Source organism: Leptolyngbya sp. BC1307 (assembly GCF_002286735.1).
GTDB lineage: Bacteria > Cyanobacteriota > Cyanobacteriia > Phormidesmidales > Phormidesmidaceae > Phormidesmis.
Map to the genome: position 1 here is coordinate 1 of NZ_NRTA01000064.1, position 16864 is coordinate 16864.

The following is a 16864-nucleotide window of genomic DNA, read 5'->3' on the forward strand; positions in this document are numbered from 1 at the left end:
AGGGTCTCGTTAATTCTCTCTTCCAAATTATTCGCTTTTCTAGGTGCTACTCCTCGCCTCCGGTAGTAACCGCCGTGGCGGTCGCTCCCTTCAGCGCCTAATGAATATAACGCCCTTTGACGGGGAGTGTCAACTGATTTTTCAAAAAAAATCGAAAATGGTTGTATCCCTTGCCGCATATAGGTTTTAAAACTTCACAAATATGCTCGGTCAGTTTCTTAGCTAAAAAGCTCCGGATTCTTCTGGGGGCTTTTTATTTTTTGGGTGCTTTTTGTAGGCTGGTTTGTTGGCGTTGGGGATAACACTGTATAAGGTGTTGAAAGTGTGTTTGGGAATGCGCGGTGAATTTTCAGTCTGTGATTGCTACGTTAAATGGGTTTTGGGCTGAGCGGGGATGTGTGATTATGCAGCCCTACGATACGGAGAAGGGGGCTGGGACGAAGAGTCCTCATACGTTTTTGCGGGCGATTGGGCCGGAGCCTTGGTCGGTTGCTTATGTGGAGCCTTGCAGAAGACCGGCTGACGGTCGGTATGGGGAGAATCCTAATCGGTACCAGCATTATTTTCAGTATCAGGTGCTGATTAAGCCCTCACCTGACAATATTCAGGACTTATATCTGGAGTCGCTGCGGGCGTTAGGCATTATGCCTGAGGATCACGATGTCAGGTTTGTGGAGGACAACTGGGAGGATGCAGCGGTTGGCGCTTGGGGTGTGGGCTGGGAAGTGTGGCTAGATGGGATGGAGGTGACGCAGTTTACCTATTTCCAGCAGTGCGGGGGGCTAGATTGCCGTCCGGTCTCGATTGAGATCACTTATGGGCTGGAGCGGCTGACGATGTATTTGCAGGAAGTGGATACGATGGCCAAGATTCAGTGGAATGATGAACTGACCTATGGCGATATTTACATGCAGGCAGAGATCGAGAACTCAACGTATAACTTTGAAGCCTCTAGCTCGGAGCTGCTGTTTAAGTTATTTGATCTGTACCAGCAGGAGGCCGAGCAGCTTATGGACAGAGAGCTGGTGCTGCCGAGCTACGACTATGTCTTGAAGTGCTCTCATGCGTTTAACCTGCTGGATGCGCGGGGCGTGATTTCGGTGACTGAGCGAACGCGCTATATTCGGCAGGTGCGGGGGCTAGCGAGAAAGGTCGCGCAGCTGTATCTAGAGCAAAGAGAAAAGTTAGGATTTCCTTTGTTGACGCAACCGGCTGAGACTTTGGCAGATTCTAAAGCGGCATCGGCCTAGAATGACCTACGGACAACATGTTAAGTATTGTGATACCTCTGAGGAAAAAACTGTGGGCATGGCCTTGAGAGGATATTTAGAACCCATCGCTAATTGGTTTACGCAGTTCAATCTGCCTGAGCCAATTGTGCATTGGGGGCATCCGGTGATGATGGCGATTGTGGTGTTTGTAATGGGCGGGTTCGCGGCTTATGCGGGCTGGCAGGGGCGATTGGCGACCGATACGGGCGTTGCGATTGAGCAAAAGCAGAACCACGCGAAGATTGCACCGCTGATGTATCTCTTTATCGTGTTGGGTGCGACGGGTGGAATTTTGTCGCTGGTGATGCAGGATGAGCCGATTTTGGAGAGTCCGCATTTTTGGACGGGGATGGGGGCGATCGCACTCCTCACCACAAACGCAATTATCGCGGCAACCAAGTTCGGCAAAGGCAACGAAACGCTGAGATCGGCCCATGCTTACATCGGTAGTACGACTCTGGTTCTACTGATAGTCCACGCTTTCTTTGGCACTCAGATGGGCCTTTCTATTTAGGGCTTATGCAGAGATAGCGATCGCCTACCGTTGGGCTCCCTAAACCAAGAGAATTGGTGGGATGGGAGCATGACGCATTGGGGAGTTTTGGTTATCAGCTGGGCCTATCTTCTGGGACTGCTGGCAACGGGGATCACGGATGTTCGTGTCTCTGGGGTGTCTGTGGTTGGCTGCGCAATTTTATTGCTGGGCATTTTCAGTGGCTGCGTGGTGCCCCGGTTCTGGCGGTTGGGGCCGACGGCTCGCCAATGGTGGATAGCGGGCTTAATTGCATTAGTGGGCGCTAGCTACTGTATTGGGCGATCACCTCACCCTGCACCGAACGATGTTAGTCGATTTGTCTCCCGACAGGAGCAGTGGGTACTAGGGCAGGTGATTGACATGCCGCAAACAACTCGTCAGCAGAAGGAGCGATTCTTCTTGCAGGCTCAGTCCATTCGAGGCGTGGGGGAGCAAAGCTTTAGTGAAATACCTCGCAGCGTCAGCGGAAAGCTATATGTGACAGCGACTCCATCAGAAAAGCGTGAGCCGTTATATCCAGGCCAGTTTGTAGAGCTAAAAGGAGAAATCTATGCGCTCGATGATGGGCGGGATGCGGATAAATCTAGCTTCGGTGATTATCTAGCTAAGCAAAGATGTTTTGCGGGATTTAGAACCCACTGGGTAGAGGTTTCGCCTAATCAGACGCCGCCGAGATGGGCACCGTGGCGGCTCAGGCAGCGGATTGTGAATGCGCAGGGGCACTGGCTAAAGGAATCTGACGAAACAGAGACTGCTGGAAGATTGATGAGTGCGATGACGCTGGGCCGACGAGCGGTGGATTTGCCGTATGAGATTAGGGATAGTTTTATTCAAGCAGGACTAGCGCATACGCTGGCAGCATCTGGATTTCACGTGTCTTTGATACTGGGGTTGGTCTTAGGCGCTCTGCGATCGCGCCGACCTCAGACTCAAGCGATCGCTGGATTCATATCCCTAGCCATCTACGTCGGACTCACCGGATTGCAGCCTAGCGTTGTCCGAGCTGCAGTAATGGGCGCAGGTGCCTTAACGGGTCTTGCCTTGCAGCGAAAGGTAAAGCCTTTAGGCTGTCTGCTGGTGGCAGTGAACCTAATTTTGCTGTGTAATCCTCAGTGGATTTGGGATGTCGGCTTTCAGCTCAGCGCGATGGCGACTTTGGGGCTGATTTTGACTGTGCCTAAGCTCATGGAATGGCTAGACTGGCTGCCGGTCAATGTGGCGACGGTCTTGGCAGTGCCGATGGCAGCGTATTTTTGGACGATTCCGCTGCAGCTATATTATTTTGAGGTGCTGCCGTCGTACAGCATTTTGCTGAATATGATAGCGACGCCGCTGGTGGTGCTGATTAGCATGGGTGGATTTGTAAGTGCGATCGCTGCAATCATCTGGCCGGTTGGGGGGAGTGCGATCGCAGCTAATCTCTACTACCCGATTCACCTACTCATCTGGCTGGTAGAAAAATTCAATCAGCTACCGGGCAACTCAGTCGCCTTTGAAGGGTTTACAGCAGCGCATGTAGTGGCTAGCTATGGCGTGTATGCAGCCATCTGCATCTGGCTATGGCGACGGCAAAAGGTAGACAGCGCGATAGATTTGGCCCAGATTAGCCGGTAAATAGGTGTAAGATATAGACCACCAGTCTACACTTTTGGAGAGGTGGCAGAGTGGTTGAATGCGGCAGTCTCGAAAACTGTTTTAGGGTCAAACCTAACGAGGGTTCGAATCCCTCCCTCTCCGTTGATTAATAACCAGTTTTGGGAGTTGCAACAACTGCTAAAGCACTAAGGTAGCCAAAATTGGGGGAAGACCTGCTGGCTAATGTTACGAGCAGCGCGATTGACGGTGCGAGCAGCCTGAATGTGAGGTTCATCTGGAACAATCGGAATAACATTTGCCGGTTGACCGCTGCCAAACTTAGCAATCACACGATTGGCCGCTTCTAGCCCAGTCACGTAGGCTTTTTCTTGAGACCAGGAGCCGTGGCGCGTCACAATCCAGTCACCGCTCATAAACACATTGCTAAAGCTAGTTGTGCCAGGTAGCAAGTAGCGATAGCTGCCTGGGGCGAAGTGACTAACGCCCTGACGGATGCGAATAACGCTATGGTCTGTCACTTTGGCACTGCCGAAAGCTGAAATGCAGCCTGCTAAGTCTTTTTGTACGAGTGGAATCACTTGCTCGTCGCTGAGATTTAGCAATTGATTGGCGTGGTAGTAATCGACTTCGACGACGGTGCCCGGTTCATCTTGGTACTCATCGTGGAGAGCGTTGAGGTCAAAGAAAGTCCAGCCGGTGGTTTCATGAAAGCCAAAGCAGGCATTTGAGGGCAAAGGAATATCAATTTTGCGGTCGAACCAGAGGCGGACCGCAAGTACATCTATACCATTTAGGTTGCTAAGGTCGCGAAATTCGGGGCGTTTGCGCAACCCCTCACTCTGTCCCACAATTTTCTTCATTCCCGTGATCCCCACCGAAAAAATCACCGCATCGGCTTCAAACACTTCGTCGTCACAAATCACTGCGTTGATCGTGTTATCCGCACCGACTCGCACATCGGTTACTCGGTGATTGGCTAAGATTTGCCCACCCGCTTTTTCTATCTGTTCGACCCAAGGGCGAAAGATCATTTCGCCGACAGTACCCCGACACCAGCGCACGTCAAAGTCGGGCTGATGGGCCAGAATGAAGTAATAAAGCATTCCTAGAGCCGCTGCCGCCGAGCACTGTTCGCCAGGAGCAAATAGACCGACTAGCAGCATCGGTTCAAACGACTCTTTGTACAGTCGTTCAGAAACGCCAAACTGCTTAAAGAGTTCACGAGCAGTGACACAGTCGTAACGTTTCCAAGCCTCGTCAGAGTTGTCAAAATCTACCAGCGCATAGAGTAGCGGTAGTGCAGACAGCCGATCTACCAGCGGCATTCGCTTGAACTGCGTGTAGATAAAAGTGCCCAATGGCGTTGGCAGGTAAGGCTGACGCTGAAAAATAGGTGACTCTACTTCGAGACCCGCCGGGGAGTATTGAGATGAGCGGGTATAGGGCGTGAAGGGCTGAATACCCAGCTCATCGGTCAGGGCAAAGATGTTGCTATAGGGGTACCAGAAGCCATGAATGCCCGCTTCGACCGAGCGACCCTGAGCTGTTTGCCAGCCAGCGACCAACCCACCCGGCTGAGCCCCGGCTTCTAGCAAAGAGACTTCATAGCCTTGCTTAGCCAGATGATGAGCGGCTCCTAGCCCCGCCCAGCCGGCACCGACGATAACGATCTTTTTTGGAGAGGGCGGCTGAGACATAAAAAGTCAGTAGGAAAAAGGGCTTGTAACGTGGGGATCACGTATCTGAAAAAAAGCCACGGAAATTTCCGTGGCTTTAACTTATGCATTCACCAGCAGCAGGTGTGCTGCGGAGAGCTAATGCTATTTCGCACCGGCCAAGGCAGGCTCACGCTCGGGCAGCGCTACAATCTCGCCTTCTTTGTCGATGTCAAAGACAACTGTATCGCCATCTTTAAGCGTACCTGCCAGAATCGCTTCGGCCAGATGATCTTCAACCAGACGAGAAATGGCCCGGCGTAAGGGTCTCGCACCATAGCGCTGATCGTAGCCTTCGTCTACTAAGCGGTCTTTGAAGGCGTCAGTAAGCTTGAAGGAAAGATTGCGATCGCCCAGCCGCGCACTCACCTGCTTCAGCAAGATTTCAGCGATTTCCTTCACTTCGTCCTTAGTGAGCTGACGGAAGACGATGATTTCATCGATCCGGTTGATCATCTCAGGCCGGAAGAACTGCTTCATCTCCTCATTCACCAGGTTGCGAATGTTGTTATAGCGGCTGGTCATACCATCGTCACCCGATAGCTCAAAGCCTAATCCGCCGCCGCCTTTTTCAATTACCTTGGAGCCGATATTAGAAGTCATGATAATCAGCGTATTTTTAAAGCTGACTTCACGGCCCTTAGAGTCGGACAGGCGACCGTCATCTAACACCTGCAGCAGGATATTAAACACGTCGGGGTGAGCCTTTTCAATTTCATCCATCAGAATGACACTGTAGGGCTTGCGACGCACGGCCTCAGTTAGCTGACCGCCTTCGTCATAGCCGACAAATCCTGGGGGAGAGCCGATTAGCTTGGAGACCGTATGAGACTCCATGAATTCAGACATATCCAAGCGGATCATCGACTCTTCAGAACCGAAGACCGATTGCGCAAGAGCTTTGGCTAGCTCAGTCTTACCGACCCCTGTCGGGCCAGAGAATACCAGGCTGGCAATGGGCCGATCCATGCCACGCAGACCCACACGAGCACGACGAACGGCTTTAGAGACGGCTGTAACCGCTTCATCTTGACCTACGACCCGCTCATGTAAGGTGTCTTCCAGGTGAATCATCATCGCCGATTCGGTCTCGGTAATGGCATTGACCGGTACGCCCGTCCAAGAAGAAACGATATCGGCAATGTCTTCATCGCTCACCTGAGGAATTTGCGTGATCTTTACATCGCCTTCTAAGGTGTCTTGAATTTTTTCAGTCAAAGACGCTTCGCTTTCTCGCAAAGTGGCCGCCTGATCAAAGTCTTGCAGCTGAACCGCCTGAATGATGTCTTTTTGTATCTGGCGCAATTCACTCCGCAGCTCGCTCGCCGGGATAATTTTTGAATAGCGCAGACGGACTCGTGAACCGGCTTCGTCAATCAGATCGATGGCTTTGTCGGGCAGGTGACGGTCGGTGATGTAGCGATCGCTCAGCGCTGCCGCAGCCTCTACTGCTTCGTCAGTGATGTTAAGGCGGTGGAACTGCTCATAGCGACTGCGCAGACCGTAGAGAATTTCGACCGTATCTTCGACTGAAGGCGGCTCGATCATCACCGGCTGAAAGCGTCGCTCTAGCGCAGCGTCTTTTTCGATGTACTTGCGATACTCATTGAGCGTTGTCGCCCCAATGCACTGCATCTCGCCTCGCGCCAGAGCGGGCTTCAGCAAGTTGGCGGCGTCCATGCCCCCTTCTAAAGAACCGGCACCAACCAGGGTGTGAATCTCATCAATCACCAGAATGACATCCTCAGACTTGCGCACCTCATCAATTACCTGAGTGATACGCTCCTCAAAGTCTCCTCGGAAGCGAGTACCCGACACGAGTAAACCCATGTCCAGGCTAATAACGCGGCGGTCAATCAGTGCTTCAGGCACATCTTGATTAATAATTCGCTGGGCCAATCCTTCGGCGATCGCTGTCTTACCCACACCAGGCTCACCCACGAGCACCGGATTGTTTTTAGTCCGACGGCCCAAAATCTGTACCACCCGCTCAATCTCTTTGCTGCGGCCAATCACCGGGTCTAGCTTACCTTCAGCCGCAACCGCAGTTAGGTCAGTACCGTACTCGGTCAGGACACTGCCCTCAGTCTTGCGCTCGGCCTTGCCAATTGCGCCTACCCGTCCGGAAGGCACCGGTGTGCTTTCGCCGATGACGCGCACTAGCTGCGTTCGAATCTTTTCAGGATCGACGCCCAGATTGGCGATTACCCGGTAGGCGACGCTCTCAGAGTTTTGCGTCAGGCTCAGCAGCAGATGCTCCGGCTCAATGTAAGGATGATCGAGCTTGCGAGCCTCTTGAAAAGCCTGCTCAAACACCTGCTTAACTTTAGGTGTGAAAGGAATTTCTACCGGGCCATTGCCCGATCCCCGACCAATAATCGACTCCACCTCAGTGCGAGCGTTGGCCAGGTTAATGCCAAATTCATCCAGTACCTTTGCAGCAATACTGGTATTTTCTTTGATGATGCCGAGCAGCAGCTGCTCACTGCCGACAAAATTATGACCCAGGCGACGGGCCTCCTCTTGCGCCTGCATGATGACCGCGATTGCTGTGTTTGTAAAATGCTCAAACATATTGGGGAGACCTCTAACCCGTTTTAATGGCTTAACGTACTACCTCGACTAGCTGCCGCCAACCCAATGTTAGAAGCATCCTATCTAAGCAGACGGCTCATTTATCCGCGCTTGCGTTCGTTAAGTTATTTATCTACTTGTTGTCAATATACTTGCATCTCATGTCTTCTGGCACTAGAGAGAGCCGTACCCTATGGTGTGTTTCCCGTAACCTCCCGGTGAGAGCCAGGTTTTGAAGAGATGCTCGTTTATGAGTTTATATGATACAAAACTTAATTACCACCTGACATCCTCCAAATTACGTCTCTTCGGACTACCCATTTCGCTCCCTTAGACAGACCCTGTGCAGAAAACGGCCAGCGATCTGCTTTGATCACTGGCCGTTTAGCCGTTAAATATTGAGCTTAGAAGATAGATATCAGCCTGCTACTGAGCAAGATCAGCCTGACAGACTCCCAGAATTTCTTGATCCTGATCGCTGATACTCTCAATGCGGTGGAACCCTTCTAAACCGTAAGCGCCCGCTGCCGCACCTACAACCGGGGAATCGTCAACGGCAAGGGCGATAGAGTAAGGATGCACCGTTTGATCGTAACTATCGACGACATTTACCGCTAACTTATCAGGCATTATCTGACCAGAAAAGCAGTCAAATGAAGAGCTTGGCTGATAGAACGCCCCTACTGTCTGATTGTTTTCTACTGAAAGTACGGCATAGGTAGCACCGATCTCACCTGGCTCAGGACTTTGACCAAACAAGTAGGTTCCATCTGCTAAGACCGTTCGAGTGGCAGATGCCTGTGGAGCGGCGGTTTGGGCTACGCTCACGCCAGGAAAGGCTAAGCCAAGAGCCGCCACCGCTAGGAGCGATCGCTTAAGTAAACCAGTTCGGGTAGAAACACTTTTTATAGAGGCCATGGGGTTCACATTCATATCTATTAAGGCGGACTGAGTTAAAGCCTGGAGGCGAATTCAAAACTTGTAAAAGATAAAAATGAATGTGCCTGAGGCTTAGGTGTATCAGTCTTTATTTTTGTTCATTGAGAAGTATCTATGTAACAAAAATAACAACTGTTAATCTGGGGATGACTCTGCTAGAAGTAGGACTTCTAAGGGTCAAAAGAAAACCAATAAGTCATCAAATAGATGGAAGACTGGCAGTTACTAGAAAAACGGCTAAACAATTTAGAAGGCCGAAGCTATCGAGACTACAGAGCGATTAAAGAGAATTACGCATTTCCTCAGTTCGATCTAACCGTGGACTACGTACAGGGAGACCCCTTTGCGGCCCCGAGTCGCATTCGCATCAGACTGTCTCAAACGGTGGCCCAGTTTCCGTCTCAGTGGCTAACTGATTATGTTTCGCAAACGGCGATCGCTGACTATCTGACTAGACAAGTCGCTCAAGTGGCCCAGTCTTTGCAGCAAAAACGGGGCTCTGGCAAAAGCGGTAATATCGAGATTGCAGCCCCAAGCCAGGCCATACTGAGGCGTACAGCGGTTTGGGTCGATACTGAGGCCATAGAAGTCAGGCTGACAGTTGGGCTACCGGCCTTTGGCAGACGCATTGCTGGCCGAGCAGCGGCGGCGCTACTGTGCAAAGACATTCCTCACCTGGTAGAGCGCTGTCTTCCGTACGCGGCGTTGGATCACGCTGCACTCACCTGCCATATACACAATCTGGAAGACGCGGTGGCGCTGAGAAGCCAGCTAGAGCCGCACGGTCTAGTTGCCTTTGTCGCGGCTGGGGCCTGTTTGCCACGTCGCAGTGGCATCGATGAACGCCCTTTAATCGGCGAGGCTGATCTTTTTGTCCCGCCCGCTGACGCCTGCTTTGAATTAGAAACGCCCCACAGTGGCAGCGTAAAAGGACTGGGCATTCGGGCTGGTGTGACGCTAATTGTGGGCGGTGGCTATCACGGCAAGTCCACGCTGCTACGGGCGATTGAACAGGGCATTTACGCGCATGTGCCGGGAGACGGTCGCCAGCAGGTCGTCAGCCACCCTGGCACTGTCAAACTGAGAGCTGAAGACGGGCGCAGTGTGGCAGGAGTAGACATCTCTCCTGTCATTACTCACTTACCTCAAGGTGGCCAGTTGGCAGAGAAATCCGGTAGAAAATCGACGGCTAGCTTTTCGAGCGCGAATGCCAGCGGCAGTACGTCTCAAGCCGCTGGGCTCATAGAAGCGGTAGAGGCAGGCGCAAAAGTGCTGCTGATTGATGAAGATACGGCGGCCACCAACTTTATGATTCGCGATCGCAATATGCAGGCGCTGATTGCTAAAGATAAGGAGCCCATCACGCCTTTTGTCGATAAAGTACGCCAGCTATATGACGACTATGGCATCTCTACCCTGCTGGTCATGGGCGGCAGCGGCGACTATTTTGGCGTGGCTGACGCGGTGATTGCGATGGAAAACTATCAGCCGCGTATTGTGACTGAGCAGGCACGGCTGATTGCCCAGTCAGACCCTCACCAGCGGCAGCCAGAAGGCGGGCAGCATTTTGGCCGTATCACCCCGAGAGCCATTTTGCCAGATAGCCTACCGCCCCCCAAAGGGAACCGTTCGCTGAAAGTCAAGGTTCGCAAAGACACGCTCATGCTAGGGCACGAAGAGATTGACCTTAGAGCAATCGAGCAAATTGTCGAAGTTCATCAGGTGCGGGCGATCGCTCAGGCCATGATCTATGCCCAGCGCTACTATTTTGACGGTCAGCGATCGCTTAGCGAAGTCTTAGACCAGGTGATGGCAGACGTTGAGCGAGGTGGGCTCGATGCCTTATTGGCAGATAGCGGCAGTGAGAGCTGGCTGGTAGGGAATTTAGCCACATTTCGGCGATTTGAGCTGGCAGCTGCGATCAATCGACTGCGATCGCTGAAAACCACCCAAATTGCCTAATCCTTAGCAAGATTCAGATTCAGAACTTATTAAACCCTGACCTGACTGCGAATAGAGTCGATAAGGTATAGGCAAGATACCTCCTAACTGCGTCTCAGCTCCATCTGCCTAATTCCTGAGGGAATATGCAGGTGGAGCTTTTTTTATGATCGGTCCGCTCGTGGCAAGATTGATTGGTCAGACATCGTCACCAGCAGCACGAATACTCGCACCTCCAATACAGCATGGACAATACAGCATGGGCGATAAAACATGGGCGATAAAAGCATGAGCAACAATACAGATAAGTCAGGTCGGTTAGCACTGTGGCTGCTGCTCTGGTTTGCGATCGCGCTAGCCATTCGTCTGACCCATCTTGCCGCTAAGCCTGCCTGGATGGACGAGGTAGCCACTACGCTCTTTAGCTTGGGCAATGCCTCAAGGATGATTCCGCTCAATCAAGTTATCAGCCTTGAGCAAATTTTGCGGCCCTTGCAGATCACACCCGGCGCAACCGCAGGCGACGTAATCCTGCACTTGTTAGCAGAAGATAATCATCCGCCTACCTATTTTGTCCTCGCGCACTGGTGGATGTCGCTTTTCCCGGGGGAGCAGGGCTATGCCTCACTGTGGGCCGAACGCGCTTTGCCAGCCATCTTTGGAGCGCTGGCTGTGCCCGCTACCTATCTGCTGGGGTGGCTAAGCTTTCGCAGTCGCTCGGTAGGGCTGATCTGCGCGGCGCTGATGGCCGTCTCGCCTTTTAGCGTGTTTCTATCTCAAGAAGCGCGTCATTACAGCCTGGCAATTTTGGCGGTGATCGCCTCGTTGTGCTGCTTTGTAGTCGCAGTGCAAGCGTTACAGCAGCACCGGGCTCTAAACTGGCGCACGGTATTGATCTGGGTGATGATCAACGTGCTGGGACTAACGATTCATTACTTTTGCGGGCTGACGCTGATAGCAGAAGGGCTGACACTGCTGGTGATGCTGATACGGCAATGCTGGGTTGGGCCACAGAGACGGCGGTTTGATTTGAAAGAAGGACTGCGATCGCCCTGGCTCAGAATCTACAGCGCCGCTGCCGGAACGCTAGCCGGGGCTTTACTATGGCTACCGATCTTGCTCAACTTTTACGGCAGCCCTCAAACCAGCTTTCTAAAGCCGGGATCGAAAGACTGGCAGTATTGGATCAACCCAATTGTGCAGTCTTTAGCTGGCTGGCTATACGCGGTGCTCTCACCGGTCACCCGAGGCTACAGCTGGCAGGCAGTTGTCGTCATCGTGGTCAGCTGCGTTGTGCTGCTGGTCTATGCTATTTGGCTAGTCGCCACCTTGAAAAATACGCTCAAGTTTCAACTGACACAGCCTCAGTTCCGACCCGGCATGCAAGCAATGGGCGGCTTCTTTATCATGGCAAACGTGCTGTTTTTGCTGATTTGCTACGGTCTTGATTTTGATATCACCCGAGGCCATCGCTATAGCTTTGTCTTTTTTCCAAGCATTCTCATTTTAGTGGGGATAGGGTTAGCACCGCTATGGTCATCCCCTCAAACACCTGCTACACAGCTGAGTGATTATCAAACAGACACCGACAATCGCCGCTTTAGCCAGGTCAAGCTACCGTTTGGCAAGCGCACCATCAGCGGACGCGCGTTTGTAGCATTAGTCATTGGCGTTGGCTTTATCAGCTCTCAAATCATTGTCAATAACCTTTCCAATCTGAAGTTTTACCAGGCAGATCGACTCATCCGATTAATTCAGGCAGATTCTACGCTGCCAGTCGTGATGGCTACCCAGGCGGTAGTAACTGATCAGCCCAGCGTCATTGGCATTGAAATTATGTCAGTTGCGTGGGAGATTGAGCGCAATTTCAATCCTGACAGCCCCGTCCACCGCTGGGAAGTCCCGCCCCGATTCGTCATCGCTGAAAATAATGTCGCTAAAAATATAGATCCCAAAGCCCAACTATCACTCAGCTTGGCGACGGTAGCTCGCCCCTTTGACCTGTGGTTACTAGGATTTAGCCCAGATATGCAGGATAAAAATTGCACCATGCCGACAGGCAAGGGGGGCAACAAAGGCTCTTTCGGCTACGTGCATTACATCTGTCGAAGCTAGGGCTATCAGGCGGGAGGCAATGACAGCTAGCGATCGCAGAAGTAGGATAAACAAAAAAGGTCTAGGCAGTCATCACGGCTTAGACCTTTCAAGACAGAGCGGCCATGCACTTCGCAAAGCGTCTAGTTGTAGCCCACTAATTCTGAGCACTCGTCACTCGCCGTCCCTTCAGCGACACAGCCTTCCCAGGTAATTCGCTGCACTAGGGGCTGGGGTAGCTGGTCGGCATAGTCTAGCGCCTGGTTAAATAGCGCGACGCTTTCCTCTCGGGCCCCCTGACGAGCAAGCAACTGCGCTTTAAGGTAAAACAACTCAGGGTTTTCGGGAGCCGCGCCGAGCGCCTGATTAACGGCGGCGATCGCTTCGTCGTACTGCTCTAAATCGCGATAGCCGATAGCGATACCGCGCTGACTGAGATAGATCGGGCTGCCGTACTGATCCATCCGGGCGATCGCCTCTGCTGGATTTGAGAAAGGCAAATTGACGGCTAGCATCAGATCCATGTAGCCCTTGAGCAGATTGAGTTCCGGGTCGTTAGGATCAATACTTTCAGCCTTATCTAGTTCGCTGAAGACACGCTGTAGCATGGCTAGGGCAGTGGGTGTGCCTCGGGCGACGCCTCGGGTTTTGAGCACATGTGCGCCCTCTAAAAAGATGCCAACTGCCGTGTACAGATGACCCCGCAGCGGATCGGTAGCGACTAGCGCTTGCGCCTTGATTTTAGTCAGTTCAGCACGGTTGGCGACCTCATCCCAATCGGCATCCAGATAGGCCATAGAGGCGAGCATGGCATGAACCAATGGCTCATCATCTTCGGTTGTTTTAGCCTGCTCCAGATATTCGCGAGCGCCAACATAGTCGCCGTCTCTAAAGATGGCTTTAAACGCTGCTTCTGTATTGTCGCCAATGTCGTGAGGTGAAGTCGTTCTAAAGGGATCAGCAGCGAGTGAGGGCAGGGCCACACTGAGGCTGAGCCCTAAGGCCAAGAGTCCACTTCCAGCCCGAGTAGCGAGCTTACGCATAGTTCGGCCTGGGTGCGAGAGTCGTCGAGGCAACGACAGGGAATGAGAATTTTGAATAGCCATCGTATTTGGTATGAAACGTTACGGCAATAGACTGTGCCCAAAACTGATAGACGACATGGCAGACGCCGGTAGTGCAAAAAAGCGCAGGTGAACCCCCTGTTGGCGTGAGCGCGGATGAGAGAGATCAGGCGATCTTTCTTATTCAGGCCAGGGCAATGTTCTTAATCTAGGCCAGGGCAATGAAAGGGTGGCAAGAATCGTTAGGCAGACTTTCTTCGAGTAAAGTATATCCAGTCGTTTTTGGTGATCGCGCCTAGATTGTGAAGCTCTCGCAGGTGGCATAGCGCTAAACCCAGACGCTAATTCCTACGTCTCTCGTTATTCTTTATCCGAATTGTCTTGGCCATTATTCTCGCGGGCGATCGCAGCGGCACCGGCAAAACTACCCTCACGCTGGCGCTACTCGCCGCGCTTAAAAACCGTCGATGTGCTGTCCAATCGTTCAAAGTAGGGCCAGATTACATCGATCCGATGTTCCATGCCGCCGTCACAAGTCGCCCTTGCTATAACCTGGACCCTATCCTTACCAGTGAACGCTACGTTCAACAAAGCTTTCGCGCTCATTGCACCAACGCCAACTATGCGGTGATTGAAGGGGTGATGGGTTTATTCGATGGGGCAACGGGGACGGACGATACGGCCAGCACAGCGCATGTAGCCCGGCTGCTGGGTTTGCCAGTCTTGCTAGCGGTGGACTGCGCTCGGATGTCCAGGTCACTTGCCGCGCTAGTCCAGGGATATCGAACCTTTGATGCTCGGGTAAATGTAGCGGGGGTGATTTTGAATCGGGTGGGGAGCGATCGCCATCTTCAGCTATTGCGTGACGCTCTAGAGGCGATTAACATGCCGATTTTCGGCGTTTTTCGTCGGGAAAAAGATGTTCAGTTGCCAGATCGCCATCTGGGTTTAGTGCCGACCGGGGAAGTTAGCGGGTTTGAGCAAATTGCTGAACGGCTGGCTGGGTTGGGGGAGCAGTGTTTTGATTGGGGGAAGTTGGAGCGGTTATTGGCTTCGACTGCGCTCAGCCACCGGGAGAGGCAGGAGGAGGAAGAGAGAAGGGTGCGGATTGCGATCGCCCGCGACTCAGCGTTCAACTTTTATTATCCTGACAACCTTGAAGCCCTTGCAGCTCAGGGCGCGGAGCTGCTTAACTGGAGCCCGCTTGACGATAAAGACTTGCCCGAGGCTGATGGGCTATATTTTGGCGGCGGGTTTCCGGAGGTGTTTGCGGCTCGTCTCAGTGAAAATAGGCCGATGATGACGGCAGTTCGGCAGGCGATTGAGCGAGGCATGCCGACCTATGCAGAGTGTGGCGGGCTGATGTACCTCAGCCAGAGCCTGACTGATTTCGCAGGGAAGTCCTGGCCGATGGTGGGGAGTATTCCGCAGACGGTGGAGATGGGCGGGCGTTTGGTACTGGGATATCGAAAGGCGATCGCTCTCAACGACGGCCCTTTACTTAAAAAAGGACAACCTGTTATCGGCCACGAATTTCACAGATCTGCTGTAGTAGAAAAGCTCAGACAACCTACTTACACCGCGCAGCGATATTGGGGTGCAGTGGAGCAACCCGCCTCAGAGGGCTATCACCAGCGCAACCTCCATGCCTCCTACGTTCACCTGCATTGGGGGCATCGGCCAGACATTGCCCAAAACTTCATTCAGCAGTGCGAGCAGGCAAAAGCATTGCGCTAGCCAATTTTCTCTACTACATCCTTCAAAGCATTCTTAGCTTTGTCATATTGGTACGAAAAGCCCGCTGCCTGCGTTCGTTCTGGCAATACCTTTTGTCCTTTAAGCACCACTACCGCCCCATCGCCTAGCAGCGCCTCAATCGCAAAGTCGGGCACAGGCAACCAGGAAGGGCGATCCATCACTTCTCCCAAAGTATCGGCCAGCTCTTTCATCCGCACAGGCTCTGGCGCGGTGCCATTGTATACACCGTGCATAGACGAGTCGAGCAACGCTTGCAGATAAAGATTGACCAAATCATCAATATGAATCCAGGAGAACCACTGTTGGCCGCTGCCAATAGGTCCCCCGGCGTATAGCTTGAAAGGCATGATCATTTTGGCGATCGCACCCCCTTCCCCCAACACAATGCCCGTGCGAATAATCGCTACCCGTACTCCGTAGTCCTTGGCCTTCCGAGCCGCCGTCTCCCAGCCCTGACAGACCTTAGACAAGAAATCATTCTCTACTGGTTCGCTCGTTTCTAAAAACTCCGCCGACTCACTCGTGCCATAGAAGCCAATTGCCGAAGCACTCACCAGCACAGTAGGCTTTTGCTCAGCGTCTTTAATGGCCTCTACCAGCTTTTGCGTTCCTATCTGGCGGCTATCAATGATCCGCCGTTTACGCTCAGCCGACCATCGCTCAGAAATCGGCTCACCCGCCAAATTAACGACCCCATCACAACCCGAAATCGCCGCCTGCCAATCACCCGACTCTGTCGGCTTGTAAGCTACATATCCCAAAGGCTTAAACTTACTCGCTGCAAAGGTCTTACGGGCCTTTTCTACGTTGCGAGTGAGCACCTTTACCTCATGGCTTTCATCCACCAGGCGAGCGACCAACCGAGAACCCACAAACCCTGTAGCACCCGTAATGGCAATTTTCATAGCTAGGCTGTATTCCTGCGTTCGTTAACTGCCTTTCATAGTAGCGAGCTAAGGAGTCACAGAGTACAGAACGTAAGATAGAGTTGATAGAGCAAAAAACCTTGGTTGGAGTCCGCTTAAAATGGATGCGGTAGAACAGCAACGTCAAAAACTATTAGAAGAGATACAAGCTCTACCGGCAGATGTCTTGCAAGAAGCTGCTGAATTTGTGACTCGTTTGCAACAAAAAGCACTTCATTCAGAGACTGAGCAAACATCTGATGAAATAACTTCTAAAACGACGCAATCGCCTTACGAGGCGTTCGAGCAGGCTGGACTCATCGGATGTATAAAAGATGCGCCACCTGATCTTTCGGTAAACTACAAAGCCTACTTAGGGACTCGCAAACAAATAATCTACCGTTCATATCGGAACAATCGTCACATCCCACTTAGGCAACGTCTCAGAGCGCTGCCACTGTTGCTCAAACGG

Annotated in this window: 12 protein-coding genes and 1 tRNA gene; 8 read left to right on the top strand and 5 right to left on the bottom strand. The window is 52.3% G+C overall.

The window, feature by feature from the left end:
• Positions 1–341 precede the first annotated feature (341 nt).
• From glyQ to CKL79_RS20145, 4 genes are all read left to right on the top strand, one after another.
• On the top strand, positions 342–1250 hold the full coding sequence (gene glyQ / locus CKL79_RS20130; RefSeq protein WP_121971346.1) for a glycine--tRNA ligase subunit alpha: 909 nt from the start codon (positions 342–344) through the stop codon (positions 1248–1250).
• A 58-nt stretch (positions 1251–1308) separates the two neighbouring features.
• Positions 1309–1785: a DUF4079 domain-containing protein gene (locus CKL79_RS20135; RefSeq protein WP_121971356.1), complete on the top strand. Its 477-nt coding sequence runs from the start codon at positions 1309–1311 to the stop codon at positions 1783–1785.
• 69 nt (positions 1786–1854) lie between these two features.
• Positions 1855–3420 (top strand): ComEC/Rec2 family competence protein, encoded by a 1566-nt coding sequence (locus tag CKL79_RS20140; protein ID WP_121971347.1) that lies wholly within the window; start codon positions 1855–1857, stop codon positions 3418–3420.
• Between the two features lie 36 nt (positions 3421–3456).
• A tRNA-Ser gene (locus CKL79_RS20145) sits at positions 3457–3543 on the top strand.
• 44 nt (positions 3544–3587) lie between these two features.
• Here the strand turns inward: CKL79_RS20145 and CKL79_RS20150 are convergent.
• The 3 genes from CKL79_RS20150 to CKL79_RS20160 all read right to left on the bottom strand — a co-directional run bounded on the left by CKL79_RS20150 (position 3588) and on the right by CKL79_RS20160 (position 8624).
• Positions 3588–5099: an FAD-dependent oxidoreductase gene (locus tag CKL79_RS20150; RefSeq protein WP_121971348.1), complete on the bottom strand. Its 1512-nt coding sequence runs from the start codon at positions 5097–5099 to the stop codon at positions 3588–3590.
• A 123-nt stretch (positions 5100–5222) separates the two neighbouring features.
• Entirely contained in the window at positions 5223–7691 is a 2469-nt protein-coding gene (locus CKL79_RS20155) for an ATP-dependent Clp protease ATP-binding subunit (protein WP_121971349.1), read from the bottom strand.
• A 426-nt stretch (positions 7692–8117) separates the two neighbouring features.
• Positions 8118–8624 carry a hypothetical protein gene (locus CKL79_RS20160; RefSeq protein ID WP_141242257.1) on the bottom strand — a complete coding sequence of 169 codons (507 nt, stop codon included), beginning with the start codon at positions 8622–8624 and terminating at the stop codon, positions 8118–8120.
• A 213-nt stretch (positions 8625–8837) separates the two neighbouring features.
• On the opposite strand from CKL79_RS20160, the gene CKL79_RS20165 reads away from it, so the two are divergent.
• Together CKL79_RS20165 and CKL79_RS20170 are read left to right on the top strand one after the other, a co-directional pair.
• Positions 8838–10592 (top strand): ABC-ATPase domain-containing protein, encoded by a 1755-nt coding sequence (locus CKL79_RS20165; RefSeq protein WP_121971351.1) that lies wholly within the window; start codon positions 8838–8840, stop codon positions 10590–10592.
• A gap of 267 nt (positions 10593–10859) precedes the next feature.
• A complete protein-coding gene (locus CKL79_RS20170; protein ID WP_170944135.1) occupies positions 10860–12686 on the top strand; it encodes a phospholipid carrier-dependent glycosyltransferase in 1827 nt (608 codons plus the stop codon).
• 122 nt (positions 12687–12808) lie between these two features.
• Here CKL79_RS20170 and CKL79_RS20175 read toward each other — a convergent pair whose 3' ends face one another.
• The gene (locus CKL79_RS20175; protein WP_121971353.1) at positions 12809–13708 is read right to left on the bottom strand and encodes a Sll0314/Alr1548 family TPR repeat-containing protein; all 900 of its coding nucleotides are present in this window, start codon (positions 13706–13708) and stop codon (positions 12809–12811) included.
• Between the two features lie 402 nt (positions 13709–14110).
• On the opposite strand from CKL79_RS20175, the gene CKL79_RS20180 reads away from it, so the two are divergent.
• A complete protein-coding gene (locus tag CKL79_RS20180) occupies positions 14111–15466 on the top strand; it encodes a cobyrinate a,c-diamide synthase (RefSeq protein ID WP_121971354.1) in 1356 nt (451 codons plus the stop codon).
• Here the strand turns inward: CKL79_RS20180 and CKL79_RS20185 are convergent.
• Entirely contained in the window at positions 15463–16392 is a 930-nt protein-coding gene (locus CKL79_RS20185) for a TIGR01777 family oxidoreductase (RefSeq protein WP_121971355.1), read from the bottom strand. The genes CKL79_RS20180 and CKL79_RS20185 overlap by 4 nt on opposite strands.
• Before the next feature lie 121 nt (positions 16393–16513).
• On the opposite strand from CKL79_RS20185, the gene CKL79_RS22945 reads away from it, so the two are divergent.
• A partial coding sequence (locus CKL79_RS22945; RefSeq protein WP_141242258.1) for a hypothetical protein occupies positions 16514–16864 on the top strand: 351 nt, incomplete at its 3' end.

Excerpts from the sequence above, each read along its gene's own strand:
- CKL79_RS20135 (WP_121971356.1), top strand. The coding sequence starts at position 1,309 with ATGGCCTTGAGAGGATATTTAGAACCCATCGCTAATTGGTTTACGCAG.
- CKL79_RS20140 (WP_121971347.1), top strand. The coding sequence starts at position 1,855 with ATGACGCATTGGGGAGTTTTGGTTATCAGCTGGGCCTATCTTCTGGGA.
- CKL79_RS20150 (WP_121971348.1), bottom strand. The coding sequence starts at position 5,099 with ATGTCTCAGCCGCCCTCTCCAAAAAAGATCGTTATCGTCGGTGCCGGC.
- CKL79_RS20155 (WP_121971349.1), bottom strand. The coding sequence starts at position 7,691 with ATGTTTGAGCATTTTACAAACACAGCAATCGCGGTCATCATGCAGGCG.
- CKL79_RS20160 (WP_141242257.1), bottom strand. The coding sequence starts at position 8,624 with ATGAATGTGAACCCCATGGCCTCTATAAAAAGTGTTTCTACCCGAACT.
- CKL79_RS20165 (WP_121971351.1), top strand. The coding sequence starts at position 8,838 with ATGGAAGACTGGCAGTTACTAGAAAAACGGCTAAACAATTTAGAAGGC.
- CKL79_RS20170 (WP_170944135.1), top strand. The coding sequence starts at position 10,860 with ATGAGCAACAATACAGATAAGTCAGGTCGGTTAGCACTGTGGCTGCTG.
- CKL79_RS20175 (WP_121971353.1), bottom strand. The coding sequence starts at position 13,708 with ATGCGTAAGCTCGCTACTCGGGCTGGAAGTGGACTCTTGGCCTTAGGG.
- CKL79_RS20185 (WP_121971355.1), bottom strand. The coding sequence starts at position 16,392 with ATGAAAATTGCCATTACGGGTGCTACAGGGTTTGTGGGTTCTCGGTTG.